The organism is Streptomyces sp. NBC_00691, from assembly GCF_036226665.1.
GTDB lineage: Bacteria > Actinomycetota > Actinomycetes > Streptomycetales > Streptomycetaceae > Streptomyces.
Genome location: NZ_CP109007.1, coordinates 465,804 through 488,653, shown reverse-complemented (window position 1 = coordinate 488,653; position 22,850 = coordinate 465,804). Strand labels below are relative to the sequence as shown.

The 22,850-nt window shown below is 71.4% G+C and carries 18 protein-coding genes; 9 read left to right on the top strand and 9 right to left on the bottom strand.

Annotated elements, in window-relative coordinates:
- The first annotated feature begins 189 nt into the window (after positions 1–189).
- The 7 genes from OG392_RS02340 (at position 190) to OG392_RS02310 (ending at position 6,854) form a co-directional block, all read left to right on the top strand.
- Entirely contained in the window at positions 190–1,809 is a 1,620-nt protein-coding gene (locus OG392_RS02340; protein ID WP_329274980.1) for a sugar ABC transporter ATP-binding protein, read from the top strand.
- Positions 1,806–2,780 (top strand): ABC transporter permease, encoded by a 975-nt coding sequence (locus tag OG392_RS02335; RefSeq protein WP_329274978.1) that lies wholly within the window; start codon positions 1,806–1,808, stop codon positions 2,778–2,780. Before OG392_RS02340 ends, OG392_RS02335 begins: the two co-directional genes overlap by 4 nt.
- A complete protein-coding gene (locus tag OG392_RS02330; protein WP_329274975.1) occupies positions 2,777–3,832 on the top strand; it encodes an ABC transporter permease in 1,056 nt (351 codons plus the stop codon). Before OG392_RS02335 ends, OG392_RS02330 begins: the two co-directional genes overlap by 4 nt.
- An 87-nt stretch (positions 3,833–3,919) precedes the next feature.
- Positions 3,920–4,978, top strand: coding sequence for a LacI family DNA-binding transcriptional regulator (locus OG392_RS02325; protein WP_329274972.1), 1,059 nt, complete (start codon positions 3,920–3,922; stop codon positions 4,976–4,978).
- Positions 4,979–5,148: 170 nt separating this feature from the next.
- Entirely contained in the window at positions 5,149–6,258 is a 1,110-nt protein-coding gene (locus tag OG392_RS02320) for an aldose epimerase family protein (RefSeq protein WP_329274968.1), read from the top strand.
- 70 nt (positions 6,259–6,328) lie between these two features.
- Positions 6,329–6,553, top strand: a complete 225-nt coding sequence (locus OG392_RS02315; RefSeq protein ID WP_329274966.1) for a DUF6479 family protein — start codon at positions 6,329–6,331, stop codon at positions 6,551–6,553.
- Positions 6,554–6,587: 34 nt separating this feature from the next.
- The gene (locus OG392_RS02310) at positions 6,588–6,854 is read left to right on the top strand and encodes a hypothetical protein (protein WP_329274965.1); all 267 of its coding nucleotides are present in this window, start codon (positions 6,588–6,590) and stop codon (positions 6,852–6,854) included.
- A 31-nt stretch (positions 6,855–6,885) separates the two neighbouring features.
- Here the strand turns inward: OG392_RS02310 and OG392_RS02305 are convergent, their stop codons facing one another.
- The 4 genes from OG392_RS02305 to OG392_RS02290 form a co-directional block, all read right to left on the bottom strand.
- Positions 6,886–8,304 (bottom strand): GH1 family beta-glucosidase, encoded by a 1,419-nt coding sequence (locus OG392_RS02305; protein WP_443054652.1) that lies wholly within the window; start codon positions 8,302–8,304, stop codon positions 6,886–6,888.
- A gap of 82 nt (positions 8,305–8,386) precedes the next feature.
- Positions 8,387–9,478 carry a DUF1996 domain-containing protein gene (locus OG392_RS02300; protein ID WP_329274963.1) on the bottom strand — a complete coding sequence of 364 codons (1,092 nt, stop codon included), beginning with the start codon at positions 9,476–9,478 and terminating at the stop codon, positions 8,387–8,389.
- A 137-nt stretch (positions 9,479–9,615) separates the two neighbouring features.
- Positions 9,616–11,799: a discoidin domain-containing protein gene (locus tag OG392_RS02295; protein ID WP_329274961.1), complete on the bottom strand. Its 2,184-nt coding sequence runs from the start codon at positions 11,797–11,799 to the stop codon at positions 9,616–9,618.
- A 125-nt stretch (positions 11,800–11,924) separates the two neighbouring features.
- A complete protein-coding gene (locus OG392_RS02290) occupies positions 11,925–14,120 on the bottom strand; it encodes a discoidin domain-containing protein (RefSeq protein WP_329274959.1) in 2,196 nt (731 codons plus the stop codon).
- Positions 14,121–14,311: 191 nt separating this feature from the next.
- On the opposite strand from OG392_RS02290, the gene OG392_RS02285 reads away from it, so the two are divergent.
- Complete coding sequence (locus OG392_RS02285; protein WP_329274957.1) at positions 14,312–15,331, top strand: LacI family DNA-binding transcriptional regulator; 1,020 nt, start codon at positions 14,312–14,314, stop codon at positions 15,329–15,331.
- Between the two features lie 92 nt (positions 15,332–15,423).
- On the opposite strand, the gene OG392_RS02280 is transcribed toward OG392_RS02285, so the two are convergent.
- The 5 genes from OG392_RS02280 to OG392_RS02260 all read right to left on the bottom strand — a co-directional run bounded on the left by OG392_RS02280 (position 15,424) and on the right by OG392_RS02260 (position 21,356).
- Complete coding sequence (locus OG392_RS02280; RefSeq protein ID WP_329274953.1) at positions 15,424–16,455, bottom strand: phosphotransferase family protein; 1,032 nt, start codon at positions 16,453–16,455, stop codon at positions 15,424–15,426.
- Positions 16,456–16,746: 291 nt separating this feature from the next.
- Positions 16,747–18,138, bottom strand: a complete 1,392-nt coding sequence (locus OG392_RS02275) for a GH1 family beta-glucosidase (RefSeq protein WP_329274950.1) — start codon at positions 18,136–18,138, stop codon at positions 16,747–16,749.
- 35 nt (positions 18,139–18,173) lie between these two features.
- Entirely contained in the window at positions 18,174–19,013 is an 840-nt protein-coding gene (locus OG392_RS02270; RefSeq protein ID WP_329287019.1) for a carbohydrate ABC transporter permease, read from the bottom strand.
- Positions 19,014–19,047: 34 nt separating this feature from the next.
- Complete coding sequence (locus tag OG392_RS02265; RefSeq protein WP_329274948.1) at positions 19,048–20,040, bottom strand: carbohydrate ABC transporter permease; 993 nt, start codon at positions 20,038–20,040, stop codon at positions 19,048–19,050.
- Positions 20,041–20,051: 11 nt separating this feature from the next.
- On the bottom strand, positions 20,052–21,356 hold the full coding sequence (locus OG392_RS02260) for an extracellular solute-binding protein (RefSeq protein ID WP_329274947.1): 1,305 nt from the start codon (positions 21,354–21,356) through the stop codon (positions 20,052–20,054).
- A 170-nt stretch (positions 21,357–21,526) separates the two neighbouring features.
- On the opposite strand from OG392_RS02260, the gene OG392_RS02255 reads away from it, so the two are divergent.
- Positions 21,527–22,834, top strand: coding sequence for an ROK family transcriptional regulator (locus tag OG392_RS02255; protein ID WP_329274945.1), 1,308 nt, complete (start codon positions 21,527–21,529; stop codon positions 22,832–22,834).
- The last annotated feature ends 16 nt before the right edge of the window (positions 22,835–22,850 follow it).

Below are 22,850 nucleotides of genomic sequence, written 5' to 3'. Positions count from 1 at the left end.
CGGCGACCGGCGGCCGAGCGCGCCCACCGGGAGCCAGGCGGGTCGCCACGGCACCTCCCCGCCCGTGGCGACCGGCCCCCTCCCGGAGGGACGTCCACCCGCCACCGACGCATCCGTCACCCACGCAGCCACCACCGGCACACCCGTCACTCACTCACTCACACGAACCATCTCCGGAAGGCCACGCTCATGGCACCCCCCGAAGCGGCCCTGTCCGCGACCGACGGCACCGGGCCGTCGCTCGCGCCGACGGTGCTGGAGGCGCGCGGCGTCGGGAAACGATTCCCCGGCGTCGTGGCCCTCGACGACGTGTCGTTCACGCTCCGCGCCGGCGAGACCCATGCGCTCGTCGGTGAGAACGGCGCGGGCAAGTCCACCCTCATCAAGGTGCTCACGGGCGTGCACCGTCCGGACAGCGGCGAGCTGTTGCTCTCGGACCGGCCCGTCCACTTCTCGCGCCCGTTCGAGGCACAGCAGGCCGGCATCTCCACGATCTATCAGGAGGTGAACCTGGTCCCGCTGATGAGCGTGGCGCGCAACATCTTCCTCGGCCGGGAGCCCCGGACCCGTCTCCGGCTGATCGACTTCTCCCGGATGCACGCCGAGGCCGCGGCCCTCCTCGACGGGTTCGGTGTGCGCGTCGACCCCCGCCGCCCGCTGCACACCCTGGGCATAGGCGCGCAGCAGATGGTGGCGCTCGCCCGCGCGGTGTCGGTCCGGGCCCATGTGGTCGTCATGGACGAGCCCACCTCCTCCCTGGAGCCTCGCGAGGTCGAGACGCTCTTCCGGGTGATCGGCGATCTGCGCCGGCAGAACATCGCCGTCGTCTACGTGAGCCACCGCATGGACGAGCTCTACCGCATCTGCGACCGCGTCACGGTGCTCCGCGACGGACGGCACATCCACACCGGCGACCTGGCCGCCCTCGACCGGATGCAGCTGGTCTCCATGATGCTGGGCCGGGAACTGTCCGAGGTCCGTCGGCACGGAACGACGAGCTTCGCGGGCGAGGGGCACGACATCGCGCGCAAGCCCGTCCTCACGGCCACCGGCATGGTCAGGAAGCACCAGCTGGACGGCATCTCGCTGGAACTCCACCCGGGGGAGGTGCTGGGCCTCGGCGGTCTGCTGGGCTCCGGCCGCAGCGAGACCGCCAAGGCGCTCGCCGGCGCCCTGCCGCTGGACACCGGGCGGATCGCCGTCGACGGCACGCCGCTCGACCGGATGTCCTCGGCCGGCGCCATCCGAGCCGGGATCAGCCTGCTCCCGGAGGACCGTAAGGCCGAGGGCATCGTGCCCGGCCTCTCGGTCCGCGAGAACATCGTGCTCGCCGCGCTGCCCCGCCTGTCACGCGCGGGCATCGTCTCCCGCGCGCAACAGGACCGGGTCGTCGACATCTTCGTGAAGCGGCTGCGGATCAAGGCCTCCAGCCCCGAGCAGAAGGTCGGCGAACTGTCCGGCGGGAACCAGCAGAAGGTGCTCCTGGCCCGGTGGCTGTGCCTCGAACCGAAGGTGCTGCTGCTCGACGAGCCCACCCGGGGGATCGACGTCGGGGCCAAGGCGGAGGTGCAGGCCCTCATCGACGAGCTCGCCCAGGAGGGCCTCGCCGTCCTCCTGATCTCGTCCGACATCGAGGAGCTGGTCGAGGGCTCCGACCGGATCGTGGTCCTGAGGAACGGGGCCACGTCCGGTGAACTGACCGGGGACCAGGTGTCGGAGAGCGAGCTGCTCGCCGTCCTCGCGGACCACTCCCCGGCCGCCGACGAGCCCGCCCTCGCCAAGACCGCCTCCGAGGAGGACCCCCGATGACCACCCAGGTGACCGCCGCGCCGCCGGTCGGCGGCTCCCTACGACGGAGTGCCCCGGCCTGGTTCCAGGAGTACGGCGTGTACGCGGCGGTGGCCGCGCTCCTGCTGTTCAACGCCCTCTTCACCGAGCACTTCCTCACCGTCGAGAACCTCCGCACCCAGTTGATCCAGGTCGCCCCGATCGTCATCGTGGCGCTCGGCATGGCCCTGGTGATCGGGACCGAAGGGGTCGACCTCTCCGTGGGGTCGGCCATGGCACTGGCGGCGGCACTCCTGCCGCTCTACCTGGGCTACGGCCTCGTGCCCGCCCTGCTGATCGCGCTGCTCGCCGGCGCCGTCGTCGGGGCGGTGAACGGCGCCCTCGTGTCCGTCGTCGGACTGCAGCCCATCGTCGCCACCCTCGCCCTGTTCGTCGGCGGACGCGGCATCGCGCTCGTGATGGCGGACGGTCAGCTCAAGCAGATCGTCAACCCCGACCTCCTGTCCCTCGGCACCGGAAGCCTCCTGGGCATCCCGCTGGTCGTCCTGATCGCGGCCGTGCTCGCGCTCGCCGTGGCCTTCCTCGTGCACCGGACCACCTTCGGCCGCCAGGTCGTCGCGATCGGCGGCAACCGGTCCGCGGCCGCCCTCTCCGGACTGCCCGTCAAGCGGGTGCTGACCGGGGTCTACATCCTGTGCGGGGTGCTCGCCGCCCTCGCGGGAATCCTGGCCACCGCTCGGCTCACCGCGAGCGACCCGTCATCCCTGGGCACCCTCATGGAGCTGTCCGCGATCACCGCGGTGGTCGTCGGCGGAACTCCGCTCAGCGGCGGCTCCATCCGGGTGCTGGGCACCGTCGCGGGCGCGCTGCTGATGCAGCTGCTGCGCGCCACGCTCGTCAAGCACGACCTGCCCGACTCCACCGCCCAGATAGCCCAGGCGGCCATCATCATCGCCGCCGTCTACGTCGCACGGGAGCGCCGATCCCGATGAACCCCACCTCCTCGCTCGCCGCACCGGGGACAGGCACCACGCCCCCCGCGCCCACCGGCAGCGGCGCCGCCGCAGACCGCGGGCGGGCCGACGTCTCCGGCCGGGAACGGCTCGCCGCGCTCGTACAGCGCCAGGGCGTCCTCGCCGTGCTGCTCCTCGTCGTCGTGATCGCCTCCTTCGTCTATCCCACGTTCGCCACGCTGGACAACGCGCGGGGGGTGACGGTACAGGCGTCGTTCCTCGCCGTCGTCGCGCTCGGCATGACCCTGGTGATCATCACCGGAGGCATCGACCTGTCCGTCGGCTCGGTCTTCGCGCTGGGCGGGGTGCTCGCCGCCTGGGCCTCGCAGTGGGGCATCCTGCCCGCGCTGCTCGTACCGCTCCTGGCGTGCGGGGCGATCGGCCTGATCAACGGTCTCCTGATCGCCCGGGCCGGCATGGCACCCTTCATCGTCACGCTCGCCTCCCTCCTCGGCGCGCGCGGACTGCTGCTCGCCCTCACCGACGAGGGCGCCACCACGTATCTCGTCCCCAAGGGCTCGGCGTTCGCGGAGCTCGGCCAGGGCAGCATCGGGGGCTTCGGCTACCCGATCCTCCTCGCGCTCGCGCTCTTCGGCATCGGCGGGCTGGTCCTGCAGCGCACGTCGTTCGGCCAGACGCTGTTCGCCGTCGGCGGCAGCGGCGACGCCGCCACGCTGATGGGCCTGCCCGTGGCCCGCGCCAAGGTGACGGTGTACCTGCTGAGCGGAGTCCTCGCGGGACTCGCGGGAGCCGTCAATGCGGCCCGTCTCTCCTCCGGTGTCACGATCATCGGCGCCGGCATGGAGCTCGACGCGATCGCCGCCGTCGTCATCGGCGGAACCCTGCTGGTCGGCGGCGCGGGTTCGGTGAGCGGCACCCTCTGGGGGGTCCTGCTGCTCGCCGTCATCCAGAACCTCATCAACCAGATCGGCACGCTGAACTCCTCGTACCAGTCGGTGGTCAGCGGCGGATTCCTCATCCTCGTCGTGGTCGCGCAGCGCTACCTGTCGCGGAGCCGAAGTACCGTCTGACGAGGGACGGATCATGCCCGGCCCGTCCGAGCAGAGTCCATCCAGAGCCGGTCCAGAACCGACCCAGAGCCGAATCAGAGGAGTGCCGTGGGCGTCAGCCTCAAGGACGTCGCGCAGCGGGCAGGCGTGTCGATCAAGACCGTGTCCAACGTCGTGAACAACTACCCCCACGTCACACCGCAGATGCGCGCCAAGGTGCAGCGGGCCATCGACGAGCTCGGGTACCGGCCGAACCTCACCGCACGGCATCTGCGCAAGGGACGCACCGGCATCATCGCCTTCGCCGTACCCGAGCTGGGCAACCCGTACTTCGCGGAGCTGGCCGGTGCCATCATCGACGCCGCCGCCCAGCACGACTACACCGTCCTCGTCGACCACACCGCGGGACTGCGCGAGCGGGAGCTGCTGGTCTGCCAGGAGTTCCGCTCCCATGTCATCGACGGGCTGATCCTGAGCCCGATCCATCTGGAGACGGCCGATCTGGTCGCCCGGCAGGAGACCTCGCCGCTGGTGCTGCTCGGCGAGCGCGAGTACGAGGCGCCGTACGACCAGATCGCCATCGACAACGTGGCGGCGGCGCGCGAGGCGGTGCGTCACCTCGTGGGACTGGGCCGCCGCCGCATCGCGTTCCTCGGCTCCCGTACCGACCGTGAGCGGCAGCCCGCGCACCTGCGGCTCCGCGGCTGGCGGGAGGAGCTCGTCGCCTCGGGACTGGAGCCGGCCGAGTCGCTGGTCGTCGCCACGGACGGCTACGGCCGCTCCGACGGGGCGGCGGCCATGTCGGCGCTCCTGGACCGAGGGGAACGGCCCGACGCGGTCTTCGCGTACAACGACCTCATCGCCCTCGGTGCGATGCGGACGCTGACCGAGCGCGGCCTCCGGGTCCCCGACGACATCGCCGTGGTCGGCTTCGACGACATCGAGGAGGGTCGCTTCGGTGCGATCAGCCTCACCACCGTCGCCCCCGACAAGCACGCCATCGCCCGCCTCGCCGTCGACCGGCTCGTCGAGCGGCTCAGCGGCGGGCCGGACTCCGAACCGCGCAGGATCAGCCCCGGCCACGAGCTGGTCGTGCGGGAGTCCACCGGGGGCGGCCGCACCGGCGCGCTCCCCGGCGGCGACACCCCGCCCGCACCCGCCCGCTGACCGTCCGCCCCGCACGGCCCGCCACGGTGCGCACGTGTCTTCCGCACATGTCTTCACGCACGCGCCACCGCGCGCTCGTCACCGTTCGTCGATCACCGTTCGCTCATCACGTTCGTGACGCACGGTCCCACCCGTCACGTCCGGCCATCCGCTCGCCCTGAGGACTCGCCATGCTCCGACCCACCGTCCGCCACCGGCCGTTCGGCACCGCCCCGAGCGGAGAGGAGGTCGGCCTCTGGCGGCTGGAATCCCCTTCCGGCGTGTACGCCGAGATCCTCACGTACGGGGGTGTCCTGCACTCCCTCGGCGTGCCCGACACCGAAGGCGGGACGGACAACGTGGTCCTCTCGCTGACCTCGGTGGACCAGTACGCCGAGAAGGGCCCGTACCTCGGTGCGCTGATCGGCCGGTACGCCAACCGCATCGCCCACGGCCGCTTCACACTCGACGGCACCACGCACCACGTTCCACGCAACGACCGCGGCCACGCCCTGCACGGTGGGCCCGCGGGGTTCGACTCCCGGGTGTGGGACGCCCACCCCCTCACGGACGGCGACACGGCCGCGCTCCGTCTGTCGCTGCGCAGTCCCGACGGGGAGATGGGGTTCCCCGGCGCTCTCGACGTCACCGTCACGTACTCCCTCGACGCGGCCGGCACGCTGTCCGTCGACTGCCGGGCGGCCACCGACCGCCCGACCGTGGTCAGCCTCACCAACCACGCCTACTTCAATCTGGCGGGCGCGGGGGACGTCCTGGGCCACACGCTGGAGGTCGACTCCGCCGCCTATCTGCCGGTCGACGACGACGGCATTCCGCTCGGCCCCCTCCGTGACGTGACGGGCACCCCCTTCGATCTGAGGACCCCCCGGCTGCTCGGGGAGTGCGTCCGGTCGGCCGACGAACAGGTGCGCGGGGCCGGCGGGTACGACCACTGCTGGGTGCTGCCGGGGCGGGAGCCGGGGCCGCTGCGGTACGCCGCCCGGCTGACGGCCCCTTCGGAGACCCGCGTCATGGAGGTGTGGACGACGGCACCGGGCGTGCAGGTGTACACCGCCAACCATCTGGACGGATCCCTCACCGACGGGACGGGACGCGCCCACGAACGCCACGGCGCGGTCTGCCTGGAGACCCAGCACTACCCGGACGCACCCAACCGGCCGGAGTACCCCAGCCCGGTACTGCGCCCCGGCACGACCGCCCACCGGCGCACGGAGTTCCGCTTCCCGCACCTCGACGGCGGGGCGGAGCTCCCGCCCGGGCCGCCTCGGGAAGCCGTGTGAATGATTGCGGAGCCGGGGGGTAGCAGCGGAACCCAGACGGTTTGTTCCGTTCTCGACAGAAAGGGCGCCCATGCCTTTCTCGACTGCGACCGCCGCCGAGACGGCCGCCTCCGGTTCCCCTGCCCTGCTCCTGATCCTGATCGGGGTGGGTATCGCCGTCCTGCTGATCGCCGCCTTCTGGTGGGGTACCCGGCGGGTGGCCCGCAGAAAGGTCTCCGCCGGTGTCGCTCAGCCGCCGGCGGCCGAGGCGCGGCGGGACTCCTGGACCGCGCCGGACGAGAGGCCGGACCGATGAGGACGCCCACGGGGCGCGGTGGAAGGAGGACCCCGTGAAGGGACGAGGGAACGAGGACGAGCGGCGGCACCGCCGCACCGCCCCCACCACTCCGGCGGGCGCCGAGGGTGAAAGCGGTGACAGGGAGGCGCGCGAGGAGGCCGAGGAGGCCGTGACGCGCCGTGCCGGCAGGGACATCGAGCGGGCCGGTGACACCGACCGGGCCGGTGACACCGACCGGGCGGGCGCCGGAGGCCACCGGGCCAAGCGTCAGCGTCCGGGCATCGGCCGCGAGGAGCAGACCCAGGACCGGGAGCCGTGACGCCCGGCCTCCTCGCGTCACCCCGGGCGGGTCACTCGTGCGCGCCGGCCCGGACGCGGTGGGCCGTGTCGCGGAGCCACAGGGCGCTGCGCTTGGGCGTACGGGCCTGGGTGGCGTAGTCGACCCGGACGAGCCCGAAGCGCTTGTCGTAGCCGTACGCCCACTCGAAGTTGTCCAGGAACGACCAGGCGAAGTAGCCGCGGACGTCGGCCCCCCGGGTGCCGGCCTCCGCCACGGCCGCGAGGTGGGACGCGAGGTAGGCGGTGCGGTCGGAGTCCTCGACGAAGCCGTGGGCGTCGGGGACGTCCTCGTACGCGGCCCCGTTCTCGGTGACCACCATCGGCGTCCCGGGGTAGTCACGGGAGATGCGCAGCAGGAGTTCGGTGAGGTCGTGCGGCATCACCTCCCAGCCGAGGCCGGTGACCGGCAGCCCGCCGTGCGGCAGGTTCCGGGTGACGGGGATGCCGTGGGCGTCGGTGGTGGCGCCGTGCTCGTCGACTCCCGAGGTGCGCATCGAGCGGTAGTAGTTGACGCCCAGGGTGTCGACGGGGCTGGAGATGATCTCCAGGTCGCCGTCCCTGACCGGGATCTCGACGCCCCGCACGGCCAGGTCGTCGACGAGGTCCCGCGGGTACCGGCCGCGCAGGATCGGGTCGAGGTAGAAGCGGAAGCCGAGGGCGTCGGCCCGGCGCGCGGCCTCGCGGTCGGCCGCGGAGTCGGTGGCGGGCCGGCTGGTGCCGAGGAGGTGGGTGACGGCCAGGTCGAGCGGGCGGCGGGCGGCGGAGCGCAGCCGCTGGACCGCGAGGCCGTGCGCGAGGTGCAGATGGTGCACGGCCCGTACCCCGTCGGCGAAGGAGCGGCCTCCGGGCGCGTGGATGCCTTCGACATGGCCGAGGACGGCCGAGCAGAACGGTTCGTTGAGGGTGGTCCAGTGGGTGACGCGGTCGCCGAGGCGCTCGTGGACGAGTTCCGCGTAGTCGGCGAACCGGTGTGCGGTGTCGCGGGCGGGCCAGCCGCCGGCGTCCTGGAGCTCCTGGGGCAGGTCCCAGTGGTACAGGGTGAGCCAGGGGGTGATGCCGTGCGCGAGGAGCTCGTCGACGAGGCGGTCGTAGAAACCGATCCCCGCCGGGTTGGCCGGCCCCCGGCCGTGCGGCTGGACGCGGGACCAGGAGACGGAGAAGCGGTACGTGTCGAGTCCGAGGGCGGCGAGCAGGGCCACGTCCTCCGGCATCCGGTGGTAGTGGTCGCAGGCCACGTCTCCGGTGTCGCCGTTGTCGACGGCCCCGGGGACACTGCAGAAGGTGTCCCAGATGGACGGCGTGCGGCCGTCCTCGGCGGCGGCCCCCTCGATCTGGAAGGCGGAGGTGGCGGCGCCGAAGCGGAAGTGCGGGGGGAGGAGGTCGATGAGCGCGTCGTGGTGGGCAGTGGCGGACGGGGCGGGGGCGGTCACGGGATCCTCCTGGTGCCGAGGGGCGGACGGGAAAGCGGCCCGGGCGCCCTCGGGGGCGTCCGGGCCGGATGCGGGAGTGGGATCAGGGCAGACGGTGGTTCTCGTCGAGCACGACGCCGCGTTCGGGGCGGTACAGGTCGAAGCCCCGTGTGTCGCACTGCAGGCCGCCGACGATGCAGTGGTCGACGAGGGCCTTGAGGGTGCGCTCCTCCCACGCGTTGAAGAAGTCGTAGTGGAAGGAGTAGCCGCGGCCACTGGCCAGGCGGACCTGGCTCATGTCGCCGTTCACCGGCCACGCCATCTTGAACTCGATCATCGGCAGGGCGACCGGGTGGGAGGCCGGGCACATGTTGTCGTTGGTGCCGGGCTTGACCACCGGGTAGGCCATGTGGCTCTTGTGGTCGGGGGTGTCGAGGTACAGGCCGTTCCAGCAGCTGGGGGCCTGCATGCGCAGGTTGAGCTGGACGTCGGGCCGGCTCGGACAGTTCGCCGGGATGTCGGTGTTGAAGAAGCTGTCACCGCATTCCCAGCCCTCGACGAACCCCTTGTGGGCGCGGAACTCCTCGGCGGTCTGCATCGGGTTGCCGACGACGAACCGCAGACCCTTGGGGAAGGGCCGCACGCTGCGGTAGTCGGTGACGCCCGCCTTGTAGTAGATGACCTGCGGGCCGACGGGCAGGATCTTCTGGTCGCCCTTGAACAGCGAGGGCATCCAGTACGCGGAGGCGTCCGCGGGCGCCTTGCAGGTGGTGCTGCCCCCGTAGAGCGAGCCGGTGGTGCTGGCGGCGTTCGTGGAGGTGTTGCCCATGAACGTGTGGTCGTGGGACTTGCCGAACTGGCCCGGGTAGACGATCGGGTCGTCCGGCGCGGTGTGGGTGACCGAGCAGCCTGCCTGGAACTCGTGATGGTAGGCCGGGGGCGGGGTGGCCGTGGACGGGGTGACGCCGGTGACCTGCGGGACGGCCGGGATGTAGCCGTCTCCGTCGGCGTCGTCGCCCGAGGCCTGGGTGGACACGGCCATGGTGTGCCCGCTGTGGGCGCCGGCCGTGACGACGGTGGGCGGTGTGCCGCTGTCCGTGCCCGCGGCGGAGGCCATGGTGCCGATGCCGAGGACGCCGGCGACGAGGGCCGTGCCGAGGAGGAGTGCGGGGAGCCGCTTGGGACTCGCTCTCATGGGGATCTCCTGCCCATGGGGGTGGTTTCGCGTGACCGTGGAGGCCACGTGACTGGCGGGTTGGTCCTGTGCGGTGCTGCCGGGGTGGCGGAGCCGTTGGGGCGGGCTCCGCCACCCGTTCGTGGGGTTCGGCGTGGTCAGCTGTAGACGCCGAACTCGTGGAGGGAGTAGCCCCAGCCGGTGCCCCGGGCCGTCAGCTGGAGGCGGACGTGGCGGGCCGTGGTCGAGAGCGCGACGGTGTCGATGTCCCCGTTACCCGTGGTGGTGGTGTGGACGGTCCGCCAGGCGTTCCCGTCGTCCGACACCTGCACCTCGTAGGACCTGGCGTAGGCGGGGTCCCAGACGAGCTGCAGGGTGCGGATGGGCTTGACCGAGCCGAGGTCGACCTGGATCCACTGCGGGTCGCTCCAGTCGCTGGCCCAGCGGGTGGTGGTGTTGCCGTCGGTCGCGTTGCTCGCCGGGCAGGGGCAGTCGCCGTACGAGGCCTGCGCGGAGGAGGCGGTGGCGGGCCGGTTCAGGGCGATGTTGGTGCCGGCGACCGGCGGGGCGACGACCTTGACGGACTTCGTCTCGATGCCGGCGTTGCCGCGGCCGTCCTCGGCCTGGACGTACACCTTCCACACGCCGAGCTTCTCGGGCGCGGTGACCGCGAAGGCGCCGTTGCCGAGGGAGCGGTACGGGACGTCGATGAGGCGCTTGTCGCCGTTGGCGTAGTTGCCGCTCAGGAGGATCTTGGTGGTGACGGGGTCGCCGTCGGGGTCACGGACGTCGGCGCGGACGGTGAACTCACCGCCGGCGGGGGCGGATCCGGCGGGGGTGACCGTCATGTTGCTGATGACCGGAGGGGTGTTGTCGCCGGCGACGGACCCGGTGTACGCCTTCTTGAGGGAGTAGTACGAGAGGCGCTTGAGGCCGTCGGGGAGCAGGTTGAACCAGACGCCGCCGAAGTCGTGCTCGATGCCGTAGTGGAAGACGGTCGCGCCGAGGGCGACGCCCTGGTGGCCGGTGACGCAGTTCCAGGCCTTGGTGTAGCCGTCGGCCTTCTGGACGTCGGTGGGCTCGTCGGGAACGCCGTTGGCGTCCTTGGGGGTCTCCCACTCGCCGGCCGGACCGGTCTCGGTGATGATGTACGGCTTGGTGTAGCCGCCCTCCACCCAGTCCTCGCGGACCCCGCAGATGTCGCCGTAGGCGTTCATCGAGTAGAGGTCCAGGTCGGGCGCGTTGCGCTTGTAGTACGGCCAGGCGCCGGTCCACGCGTCCGTGGAGGTCACGGGGTGGTCGGGGTCGATGGAGTGGATCTTCTTCGCGACGTCGTTGACGAAGGTCGTGTACGCGTTGCGCTGGGCCTCGAGCTCGGCGCCGCTGTAGCAGTTCTGCAGACCGAGGACCGACTCGTTGCCGACGTTCCACATGAGGGTGGCGGGGTGGGACTTGTAGGTGTCGACCCACTTCGCGAACTCGGTCAGCGAGTTGCTCTTGTACGCGGCGTCCGTCACGTAGTTGACGCAGCCGCCGGAGCCCGGTCCGCCGCCCGGCTGGAGCCAGAAGCCGTTGATCACCTTGACGCCGTTGGCGGCGGCCGCGTCGAGCAGCGGCTTGCTGCCGGCGTCCGTTCCCCAGGTGCGGACGGTGTTGACGCCCATGGACTTCACGTCCGGCATGTAGCGGGGGGCGTCGGCCATCGCGGGGCCCCAGGTGACGCCCTTGACGGTGTACGGCTGCCCGCCGACCGTCAGCCGCCAGTTGCCCTGCGTGCCGCTCACCCGGACGGCGCCGCCGGGCTCGGGCTGCGCGGATCCGCCGCCGTACACCTGGAACTCCCACAGGGAGTAGCCGTAGCCGGTGCCCCGGGTGATCCCCTGGAGGCGTACGTAGCGGCCCTTGCCGGTCACCGCGAGGTCGTCGGTGCCCCCGTCGCCGGCGGTCACGGACTTGACGGTGCGCCAGTCCGACCCGTTGTCGGAGAGCTGGATGTCGTACGCCTTGCCGTAGGCGCCCTCCCAGTTGAGGACGACACGGCTGATGTCGGCGCTGCTGCCCAGGTCGACCTGGATCCACTGGGAGTCGGTCCACTGGCTCGCCCAGCGGGTTCCGGTGAGGTCGCCGTCGACCGCGGCGGAGGCGGCCCAGGCGGCGCCCTCGTTCGACGAGGCGGTGGCGGTCTTGCCCTGGGAGAGCAGGGTCTCGGCGGCGGTGGCCGGGGCGACGTTCAGCGCCGTGGCCGAGGTGGCGAGCAGGGCACCCAGGGAGATGAGCGAGCCTGTCCTGCGGGCGCGTTCGCGGGCGCGCCTTCGTGTCGTGGGGGCATGGGTGGAGGTCATTGAGGCTCCTGGACGGAGGGGAGGAGGGGGATCGCCTTCCGGGCGGCGCAGCGGGGACTGGGCGCCGCCCGGAAGGGGTGAGGGGCCGGGACGCCCCGGACGGGTGGGGCGTCCCGGCGGGACCGTCAGGGGAAGGAGACGACGGTGGACGGCACGGTGGAGGTGCCCGCGGGGATGGTGGACGCCCCGGTGTCGTTGATGACGTGGTTGTAGTGGCCCATTCCGCCGAGGGACACCACCAGGAGGCTGTGGAACTTCACCCCCGGCTTCACCGGTGCCTTGAAGCCGTGGTCCTGGACGATCGTCGGATCCACGTTGTAGTTGCAGTAGCTGCCCAGGCCCCAGGCCTCGTGGGTGTTCACGGAGTCGTCGACCCGGTAGGCGGCGTACCCCTTCGTCGAGCCGTTCTGGATGGCGGCCTGGTTGGGGGCGTCGTACGCCTTCTCGTTCTGGTAGAAGATCGTGCGGCCGCGCTCGCCGTACCACTCGACGTCGTACTTGTTGAAGTGCTCGACGAAGAGGCCGGTGGCGAGCACGTCGTCACCGTTCACGCGGACGCCGTAGTCGGCCCGGTTGGTCTCCCAGCCGACGCCCTCGCCGTGGTCGGCGCGCCACACCCAGGTGTGGTCGATGATGGCGTCGTCGCTGTTCACGACCACGCTGGTCGTGGCCTTGCCCGCACCGGCGCCACCGACGCGGATGTACACGTCCTGCACGGTGGTGGGGTTGGCGGCGTGGTCGGCGGCGGAGTTCTGCGGTCCGAGCTCCAGCAGGGTCGGCGAGTTGACCGGGCCGGCGTCGATGAGGAAGCCGGCGAGGCGGACGCCGTCGACGTCGGCGACCTTCATCGCGGTGACGCCGTTGTCCGGGATGATCGTGGCGAGGCCGAGGCCGAGCACGATGGTGTTGGCGCGGTTCACGTTGATGGTCTGGTCGACGTGGTAGACGCCCGGCGTGAACAGCAGGTGCAGGCCCTGGGCCAGCGCCTGGTTGATCGTGGCGGCGGTCGCGCCCGGCTTGACCACGTAGAACTGGTTCAGCGGGATCGACTCGCCCTGCGGGGCGCCGTTGGCCCAGCTGGTGCCGCGGGCGTTGACGCGCTTGGCGGGGGCGAAGACCTTGTACTCGTTGCCGTCGAGGTAGAGGTACGGCTTCTCGCGGGAGACCGGCGTGGTGTCGAGCGTGGTGTAGCGGGGCTCGGGGAAGGAGGTGGCCGGAGCGCCCTCGACGCCCGAGAACGTCTGGTTCCAGACGCTGTTGGACCAGCCCCCGATGGAGCTCTCCCGGGTGTACCACTGCTGCTGGGAGTAGTTGCCGATCTGGCCGTCGACCTTGGAGTCGGCGATGTAGCCGCCGCTGGCCCAGCCGTAGCCGTTGGGCGCGAGGTTGAGGCCGCCCTTGACGTGCATGCGGCGGAAGGAGGAGGCCTGGGAGACGGCCCAGCGGTCGGTGCCGTTCACCGGGTTGAGGGTCAGGCCCTCCGCGCCGCGCCAGAAGTTCTGGGTGGCGTTGCCGTTGAACCAGCCGGCGTCGACGGTCACGTCACCGTTGATGGTGGTGTCGCCGGGGCGCAGACCGAGGCCGGCGATCTGGGTGTAGAAGCCGATCTGGGCGTTGAGACCGTTGTACGTGCCGGGCTTGAGGAGGAAGGCGTGCCGGCCGCTGCCGAACTGGGCCGACTCCTGCTCCTGGAAGACCTGGTCCAGCTTGGCCTGGATGCCGGGCGTGGACGGGTCGAAGACATGCACGTTGGGGCCGAGGTCGCCGCCGCCGGGGAGCGTCGGGCCGGTCCCGCCGGTGGTGCCGTACACCTGGAACTCCCAGAGGGAGAAGCCGTAACCGGTGGCCCGGGTGAGGCCGTTCATCCGGATGTAGCGGCCGGTGCCGGAGAGCGTGACGTTGTCGGTGCCGCCGTCGCCCGCGGTGACGGAGGTGACGGTCCGCCAGTCGGTGCCGTTCTCGGAGGCCTGGATGGAGTAGCTCTTGCCGTACGCCGCCTCCCAGTTGAGGACGGCGTGGCTGAGCGTGGCGCTGCTGCCGAGGTCGACCTGGATCCACTGGGCGTCCTGCCAGGCGCTGGCCCAGCGGGTGCCGGTGAGGTCGCCGTCGACGGCGGCGGAGGCGGAGAAGGCGCCGCCCTCGGTGGAGGAGGCGGTCGCGGTCTTCCCCTGGGAGAGCAGGGTGGGGGCCGCTTGTGCCGTCGTGGCGGGACCGAGGGCGAGCAGGCCGCCGGCCAACGACGTGACAAGTGCGCCGACGGTGGCCCGGCGGACGCGTGAGGCGGGTCGCCGGAAGACCGGCGGGGACCCGACGGAAGACATGGGGTCTCCTCTGGATACATGGGGGAAACGTGGGAGAGCGCTCTCCCGAAACCTTGCCTGCAGGGCGAGTTGACGGTCAAGGCGTATGACACGACTTTTCTTTTGGCTTTCATTAAGTGTCGACGCCAACTGGTTCCGGCCGTCCGTGGACCGTCCTCCCACCGGACACACGACACCGTTAAGGTGCGCAGGTGGGGAATCGAGGACCGACTCTGGAAGACGTCGCACGCGAGGCGGGGGTATCGCGCGCGACGGTGTCCCGCGTCGTCAACGGCGTGCGCAACGTGGCTCCCGACATCCAGGAGAGCGTGCGCGAAGCCATCGCCCGCATCGGCTACACGCCCAACCAGGCCGCCCGTTCCCTGGTCACCCGGCGCACCGGGACCGTCGCCCTGGTGCTCTCCGCCACGGGCCGGTCCTTCACCGCCCGGGTGTTCTCCGACCCGTTCTTCGGCCGCGTGGTGGACGGTGTCCTGCCTGTCCTGCGCCGCCGCGCCATCCAGCCCGTGCTGCTCGTCGCCGAGTCCGAGCAGGCCAGGGCCCAGCTCGTCGAGTACCTGCGTCAGGGCGGCGCGGACGGGGCCCTGGTCGTGCCGCTGGACGAGAACGACCCACTGCCGTCGATGCTGGTGGCCGCGGGCCTTCCCACGGTGCTGTTCGGCCGCCCTCGCGACGGCGAGCGGTGCGGCTATGTCGACCTCGACAACCCGGCCGGGGCGCGGCTGGCGGCGGAGCACCTGTGGGCCACCGGTCGGCGACGCCCGGCCACCATCGCCGCGCCGGTCACCGCCCCCACCGCGGACGAACGTCTCGACGGCTTCCGGGAGGCGCTCGCGGCGCACGGGGTGACGTCGGTTCCCGTCGCACGGGGGCGCTTCACGGTGGACAGCGGTAGGCGCGCCATGGCCAGACTCCTCAAGGACCACCCGGAGATCGACGCCGTGTTCGCCGCCAACGACCTGATGGCCCGGGGCGCCTGCGAGTACCTGCGCGAGCAGGGGATCGCGGTCCCCGGCACGGTGGCCGTGGTGGGCTTCGACGACTCGGTGGTGGCGCGGAAGGCACAGCCGCAGCTGACCACCGTGCGTCAGCCGGTGGAGCGCATGGCGGCCGCGATGGCCACGCTGCTGGTCGAGCAGCTCGACGGCGGCCGGTCCGAGACCGTCGCGAAGGTCTTCGAACCGGTCCTGGTCGTACGCGAGTCCACCTGACCCTCCCGGTGACGGCCGCGGTGACGGCGAGGGGCACGGTGACGAGGTCCCGGTGGGCACAGGGACGGTCCCCGCCGGCCGGCCCCGGGGCCTCACGCCTCCAGGGAGTCGAGCACGGCGAGCTGCTCCATGACCCGGTCGGCGGACCAGGCGTCGAGCCAGGCGGCGAAGTCTCCGCCGTAGGCCCGGGGGACGGACTCCACGCGCATCACGAGGGCCAGATAGACCCGGTAGAGGGCGAGGCGGACGCGGGCGCCGGTGCCGAGGGCCGGGGCGGGGACGACGGAGCCGTAGCCGGCCATGAGGTCGGCGTCGTCCTCGGCCGCGCCGAGCGGGTCGAGTCCGACGAGCTCGGCCAGCGGATCGCCGAAGAAGGCGCGTTCGCCGTCGATGAGCCCGCTCAGACGCCACGGGCCGGTCTCTGTGCGGGCGAGGACGACGTTGCCCTCCCAGGCGTCGAAGTGGACGAGGGCGGGACGGCGCACCTCGGCGAGCCGGTGGCCGAACCGCGCGGGCAGCCGTGCGAGGAACCCGGCGGGGGCGGGCAGGGCGACGTCGAACCGGTCCGCGTCGGCGAGGACGGCGTGCAGCATGGCGGCGAAGGCGGTCGGCCAGTCGGGGGCCGAGAGCCCCGCGCCGGGCTGCGGGTATCCGTACGCCTGCCCCGTGACGCCGGCGATCCGGGCCAGGTTCTCGCCCAGCCGGCGGCGCAGCGCCGCGCGGTCGGCCGGGGTGAGCCGGTCGCGGGCCGCGTCCCAGGTGGTGCCGTCGACGTAGGAGAGGAGCAGCCACTCGGCGGGGGTGCGGGGGCCGGCGGGCTCATGGTGCAGGACCGCGGGCACCCGGGCGCCCGCCCTGGCGGCGAGACGGTGGAAGAGCGCCTCGGTGCCGAGGAGACCCCGCTCGTGGGTGAGGGCGGGGGTGCCGGCCGGAGGGGCGGTCTTGAGCACCAGGTGCCGGCCGTCGGAGAGTTCCAGCAGCCGGGCGGAGTTGTGGAGACCGCCGCTGAGGGCGGTACCGCGGACGACCGCCGCCGGACCGAGGACGTGCCGGATCCGTGTGGCCGCGAGCCCGTCGGCGTTGTCGGACCCCGGGGGAGGGGACGGCACGGAGCTTGCGGCCATGGGCACTCCCTGAGGCGGCGGAGCGGGGCGGAGGAGTCGAGGGAGAGGGCCGGCGGTGCGGCACCGGCCCTCTCCTCCCGGAGCGAACGGCGGGCCGGCCCCTCGTGCGGGCGGAACGGCGGCGCCGGGATCATCTCCGGGAGCGAGGAGAGCGAGGAGAGCGAGGAGAGCGAGGAGGCGTCGGGGCGCCGTGCCCGATCCTCCTCCGGGAGGGGCGAGGGCCTGTCCGACCCCGAAGGCCGCCCCGGCGGTGCCGGGGCGGCCTTCCGGAGGAGCGCGAAGGGCGTCCGGTCAGCCCGCGTTCGCCGCGCGGTGGGCGCGGATGATGTCCGCGTACCGGCGTCCGCTCGTCTTCACGGTCCTGCGCTGGGTGGCGTAGTCGACGTGGACGAGGCCGAAGCGCTTGTCGTAGCCGTAGGCCCACTCGAAGTTGTCCAGGAGCGACCAGGCGTAGTACCCGGCGAGCGGGGCGCCCTTGCGCAGCGCGCTCGCGCAGGCCGCGAGGTGCTGCTCCAGGTAGCGGGTGCGCTCCGGGTCGTGGACCGCGCCGTCGGGACCGACGGTGTCGGGGAAGGCCGAGCCGTTCTCGGTCACGTACAGCTTCCGTACGCCGTAGTCCTCGGTGAGGCGCAGCAGGAAGGCCTCCAGGCCGCCGGCGTCGATCTGCCAGTCCATGCCGGTGCGGGGCACGTCGGGGAGCCGTACCTCGCTCGCGTACGGGGCGGGTCCCGTCGGGTCGTCGGCGACGGTGACCGGGAAGTAGTAGTTGAGTCCGTGCCAGTCGAGCGGGGCGGCGATGGTCGCCAGGTCCCCGGGGCGCTCCGGCAGTTCGACGCCGTACAGCTCGCGCATGTCGGTGGGGAAGCCGCGGCCGTACACCGGGTCGAGCCACCAGCGGTTGGTGTGGCCGTCCGCGCGGGCGGCGGCGGCGATGTCCTCGGGCCGGGTCGAGGCGGGCGCGACGGTCGAGTGGTTGGTGACGAGACCGATCTGGGCGCCGGGTGCGGCGGCGCGGATGGCCTGGGTGGCGAGGCCGTGGCCGAGAAGGAGGTGGTAGGAGGCGCGGACGGCGGCGGTGAGGTCGGTGAGGCCCGGGGCCATCCGTCCCTCGAGGTGGCCGATCCAGCCGGAGCAGAGCGGTTCGTTGAGGGTGGCCCACTGGGTGACGCGGTCGCCGAGGCGTTCGGCGACGACGGAGGCGTAGGCGGCGAGGTGTTCGGCGGTGGCCCGCTCGGTCCAGCCTCCGTGGCTGTCCTTGACCCGGTCCTGGAGGGCCTGGGGCAGGTCCCAGTGGTAGAGGGTGACGGAGGGGGTGATGCCGGCGTCGAGGAGGCCGTCGACGAGCCGGTCGTAGAAGTCGAGTCCGGGCGCGTTGACCGGGCCGTCGCCGCCGGGGAGGACGCGCGGCCAGGCGACGGAGAGGCGGTAGGCGTCCGTGCCGAAGCCCTTCATCAGGGCGATGTCCTCGGGCCAGCGGTGGTAGTGGTCGCAGGCGCTGTCGCCGTGGTCGCCGTGGTCGATCGCGCCGGGGACGCGGGAGAAGGTGTCCCAGATGGACGGAGCCCTGCCGTCCTCGGCGACGGCGCCCTCGATCTGGTAGGCGGAGGTCGCGGTGCCCCAGGCGAAGTCCGGCGGGAAGGCCTCCAGGTCGAGCGTGGTGCGGGAGTCGGGGGATTCGGACACGGGGAACCTCTTCGTGATGGGTGTGGAGAGGGACGTCACTTGACCGCACCTGCGGTGAGGCCGGCGACGAGATAGCGCTGGAGGAGGAGGAAGCCGACGACGACGGGGACGCTCACGACGAGGGAGGCGGCCATCACCTGGTTCCAGTACACGTCGTTCTGGGTGGCGTACCCCTGGAGACCGACGGCGAGGGTGCGGGTGGTGTCGTTCGTCATGACGGAGGCGAAGAGGACCTCGCCCCAGGCGGTCATGAAGGCGTAGACGGCGACGGCGATGATGCCGGGCGAGGCGGCCGGGACGATCACGCGGAACAGCGCGCTGATCGGGCCGCAGCCGTCGACCTTGGCGGCCTCGTCGAGCTCGCGCGGGATCGAGTCGAAGTAGCCGGTCAGCATCCAGATGGAGAACGGCAGCGAGAAGGTCAGATAGGTGAGGATCAGGCCTTCGCGGGAGCCGAAGAGGGCGATGCCGGTGGCGTTGCCGATGTTGACGTAGATGAGGAACAGCGGCAGCAGGAAGAGGATGCCGGGGAACATCTGCGTGGACAGCACCGTGACCGTGAAGACCCGCTTGCCGCGGAAGCTGTAGCGGCTGACGGCGTACGCGGCGAAGATCGCGACCACCACCGAGAACACGGTGGCCGCGCCCGCGACCACGATCGAGTTCACGAAGTAGTCGGCGAGCGGGACGGTCTCCCAGATGTCGAAGTAGGGGCGGAGCGTGAGCCCGGAGGGGATCCACTCGAACTTCCCCGAGACGTCCTCCAGCGGCTTGAGGGAGCTGGAGACCATGACGTACACCGGCAGCACCACGAAGGCGGTGAGCAGGGTGAGGAAGATCCGCCGGGTCCAGAGGAACGAGCGGGGCGCCGCCATGGGGGAGCGCGGAGCCGTGCGCCGGGATGCGTGCTCAGACATCGGAGGTCTTCCTTCCGCGGCTGGTGAGCAGGAGGTAGACGCCCGTGACGACGAGGAGGAAGAGCAGCAGGAGCACGGACATGGCCGAGCCGGTGCCGAAGTTCCAGGTCTGGAAGGACGACTGGTAGATGTGGAGCGAGATCAGGTCCGCCGCCTCGGGCGCCGCCTTGCCGAAGAGCACGAACGGCGTGTTGAAGTCGTTGAACGTCCAGAGGAACAGGACGAGCACGAGGACCTGGTTGACGGAGCGCAGCGACGGCAGGGTGATGTGCCGGATCTGCTTCCAGACGCCGGCGCCGTCGAGCGCCGCCGCCTCGTACATGTCACGGGGGATGTTCTGCAGTCCGGCCATGACGGTGAGGAAGGCGAAGGGCCAGCCCTTCCACACGGACACGATGAGCAGGGCCCAGAAGCTGTTGTCCCCGATGAGCCAGAAGGCGGGGCTGTCGCCGATGCCGAGCTGGTCGTGGAGGACGTGGTTGATGAGGCCGTTGTCCCGCTGGAACATGAACGCCCAGGTGATGACGGCGGCGTAGACGGGCAGGGCGTACGGGACGAGGAACAGGGTCCGCAGGAAGCCGCGGCCCCGGAAGTTCTCCTGGAGGAAGATCGCGGCGGCCGTTCCGAGGAACCAGCACAGCCCCACGGACAGGAGGGTGAACAGACAGGTCGTCAGGAAGGACTTCAGGAGCGCCTGTCCGACGGGGGCGTCGAAGTCGATCGCGACGGTGTAGTTGTCGAAACCCGACCAGGGGGCCTCGCCCCAGTTCCGGATGTAGAACTGGGTGAGCTCCTTGAAGCTCATGGCGATGCCCATGAGCATCGGCAGGAGGTGGACGAGGAGTTCGAGGAGCAGGGCGGGCAGGAGCAGCAGGTAGGGCAGTGCGATGCGGCGACGCCCGGAGCGGCGTGGTGCGCGTGCCTCTCCGGGTGTGGCCTTGCGCACCGCCGGCTCGGTCGGCTGAGCGACGGCGGTTTCGGTCATGGTGCGGCGGCCTACTTCTTGGGCATCTGCTGCTGGGCCTTTTCGAGCTTGGCCTTCACGGACTCCGTGGTGACCGGGCGGCCGGCGGCGGCGTCGGCGAAGAGCTCCTTGACCGCGGTGCCCACGACCGTCTCGAACTGGGACTCCTCGGGCACCTGCGGCAGGGCGGCGGCGCTGGTGGAGAGGGTGTCGCGGATGACGGTGAGCGACGGGTCGGCGAAGGCGGGGTCCTTCTGGGCGCTCTTGACCGGCGGGACGGAGCCGTACGCCTTGTTGAGGACGACCTGCTCCTCGTCGTTCGTCATGTACTTCACGAACTTCAGCGCGCCGTCGAGGTTCTTGGTGTTCTTGAAGACGGCCAGGTTGATGCCGGCGACCATCGAGTTGGTCTGGGCGCCCTGACCGGGCTTGCCCGACGGGACCGGGGCGGGGGCCACGCCCCACTCGTCCGGGCCCATGCCCTGCGAGGAGAAGGTCTGCGAGGGGGTCTGCCACAGGACCATGCCGGTCTTGTTCTTGGCGAAGTCGCTGAGTGACTGGTTCTGGGCGTACTCGGCGTTGCCGGGGGCGACGATCTTCTGCACGGCCATCAGGTCGATGTACTGCTTGACGGCGGCGACGGCACCGTCGGAGGTGAAGTCGGGCTTGCCGTCGGCGGTGAAGAAGTCGGCGCCGTGCTGCTTGGCGAGGACGAAGACCTGGTGGATGTTGTTGGAGAGGTTGGAGCCCTCGACCCCGATGCCCGCGTTGCCGTTCTTGTTGAGCTTCTTGCCGGCCGCGATCACCTCGTCCCAGGTGGTCGGCGGCTTGGCTATGCCGGCGTCCTTGAACATCTTCTTGTTGTAGTAGAGCGCGTAGGCCATGGAGTAGAGCGGGACGGCGGCCGGGTCCTTGTCGGCGACGCCGGTGGAGCCGAGCGCGGAGTCGACGAAGCGGCCCTTGCCGCCGATGGCCTCCAGGTTCTTCGCGTCCCAGGGCAGGAGGGCGCCGGTGGACTGGAGCGAGGCGCTCCAGGTGTTGCCGATGTTGAGGATGTCGGGGCCCTGGCCGGACGTGGTCGCGGTGAGGATCCGGTTGAGCAGGTCGGACCACGGGATCACCTCCAGCTTGACCTTGATCCCGGTCTCCTTCTCGAACTGGTCGAGCTCGGGCTGCAGGACCTTCTTGTCGACCTCCAGGCTGGCGCCCTGGTTGGAGGCCCAGTAGGTGAGGGTCTTCGGCGACGACTCGCTTCCTTCACCGCCGCCGCAGGCGGTGGCGGTGAAGGCGAGGGAGAGGGTGACGACACCGGTGACAGCGGCTCTGACTCTGCGCATGGCTCCTGGGCCCTTTCGGGGACGAGGGGAGGGCCGATGAGGTGGGCGACTGGAGGCCTCGCCGTGACATCGGCTTAATTTAGGATGTGAGTTAAACCCCATGAGAAGGTCGCGTCAAGGCTTGTGCTGCGGGTATGTTGCAACGAACGACTTCAGAGACGGGGACCAAAGTGCACGCGAGAACTGGCCGCACGGTGCGTGACCTGCGGCGCGAGAACCGCACCGCCGTTCTGCGCAGGCTGTACTTCGACGGACCGATGAGTCGTCTCATGCTCGGCCCGGCGACCGGCCTCAGCTCGGGATCCGTCAGCAACGTCGTCGCCGAACTCGTCGCCGACGGTCTCGTCGAGGAGGCCGGCAGCGTCGACTCCGCCGGCGGACGCCCCCGCACCCTCGTCAGGATCACTCCCGCCAGCGGCTTCATGATCGGCGTCGACATCGGCGAGACCCGGGTCAGGATCGAGCTGTTCGACCTCACCCTCACCGAACTCGCCCGCACGGAACGCCCGCTGGCCTGCTCCGGGCCTCGCACGGCCCGCTACGACGTCGATCTCGTCGTCGACCATCTGCGCGAGGGCATCGCGGAGGTGCTGCGCCTCGCGGACGTCCCCGCCGACCGCCTCATCGGCGTCGGCGTCGGCGTCCCCGGCATCGTCGCCCGCACCCCCGAGGACGGTGCCGTCGTCCACGGCCAGACCGTCGGCTGGGACGCCGTCCCCTTCGAGCGCCTTCTCCGCTCCGCCGTCGACCTGCCCGAGTCCGTCCCGTACTGGATCGACAACGGTGCCAAGACCCTGGGCCAGGCCGAGATGTGGTTCGGTGCCGGGCGGGGGGCGCGCAGTGCGGTGGTGGTGCTCTTCGGTTCGGGCGTCGGCGCCTGCGTGGTGACCGATCCGATGGGGCCGGGCCGGGCGATCGAGTGGGGTCATCTGACGGTACGGGTCCGCGGGCGCCGCTGCCGGTGCGGAGCGCGGGGCTGCCTGGAGGCGTACGCCGGATCCGAGGCGCTCCTGGAGCGGTGGCGCGAGGCCGGGGGCCTGCCCCCGGCGGATGCGGACGAGGAGACGGCGCTGACGGCGATGCTCGCGGCGGCCTACCCGGCGGAGCCGGGGACGGAGCCCGACGCCACCGCGCTCGCCGTCCTGGAGGAGACCGCCGAGTACCTGGGCGCCGGATTCGCCGACCTCATCAACCTCTTCCAGCCCGAGCGCATCCTGGTCGGCGGCTGGGCCGGACTCCAGCTGGGCACCCGCTTCCTCGAAACCGTGTCCGGCTACGCACGGGAGTACGCGCTCAAGTACCCGGCCAGCCGTACCGGCATCGGCCTCGGCACCCTCGGCCCGGAAGCGGTCACCGTGGGCGCGGCCCTGCTGCCGCTGGTCGACTTCTTCGCCCAGGGCGGCCGCCGCCCCGAGAGCAAGCCCACCATCCCCGCACCCGCCTGGAAGTCGGCCCTCCAGGACCGGGTCTCTCCCTGAAAAGTCGCCAAAGACG

What these genes read in the sequence shown, in the direction of transcription:
- OG392_RS02280 (WP_329274953.1), bottom strand. Translation starts at nt 16,455, where the DNA reads ATGGCCGCAAGCTCCGTGCCGTCCCCTCCCCCGGGGTCCGACAACGCC.
- OG392_RS02290 (WP_329274959.1), bottom strand. Translation starts at nt 14,120, where the DNA reads ATGTCTTCCGTCGGGTCCCCGCCGGTCTTCCGGCGACCCGCCTCACGC.
- OG392_RS02320 (WP_329274968.1), top strand. Translation starts at nt 5,149, where the DNA reads ATGCTCCGACCCACCGTCCGCCACCGGCCGTTCGGCACCGCCCCGAGC.
- OG392_RS02270 (WP_329287019.1), bottom strand. Translation starts at nt 19,013, where the DNA reads ATGGCGGCGCCCCGCTCGTTCCTCTGGACCCGGCGGATCTTCCTCACC.
- OG392_RS02260 (WP_329274947.1), bottom strand. Translation starts at nt 21,356, where the DNA reads ATGCGCAGAGTCAGAGCCGCTGTCACCGGTGTCGTCACCCTCTCCCTC.
- OG392_RS02300 (WP_329274963.1), bottom strand. Translation starts at nt 9,478, where the DNA reads ATGAGAGCGAGTCCCAAGCGGCTCCCCGCACTCCTCCTCGGCACGGCC.
- OG392_RS02295 (WP_329274961.1), bottom strand. Translation starts at nt 11,799, where the DNA reads ATGACCTCCACCCATGCCCCCACGACACGAAGGCGCGCCCGCGAACGC.
- OG392_RS02315 (WP_329274966.1), top strand. Translation starts at nt 6,329, where the DNA reads ATGCCTTTCTCGACTGCGACCGCCGCCGAGACGGCCGCCTCCGGTTCC.
- OG392_RS02335 (WP_329274978.1), top strand. Translation starts at nt 1,806, where the DNA reads ATGACCACCCAGGTGACCGCCGCGCCGCCGGTCGGCGGCTCCCTACGA.
- OG392_RS02330 (WP_329274975.1), top strand. Translation starts at nt 2,777, where the DNA reads ATGAACCCCACCTCCTCGCTCGCCGCACCGGGGACAGGCACCACGCCC.
- OG392_RS02265 (WP_329274948.1), bottom strand. Translation starts at nt 20,040, where the DNA reads ATGACCGAAACCGCCGTCGCTCAGCCGACCGAGCCGGCGGTGCGCAAG.
- OG392_RS02340 (WP_329274980.1), top strand. Translation starts at nt 190, where the DNA reads ATGGCACCCCCCGAAGCGGCCCTGTCCGCGACCGACGGCACCGGGCCG.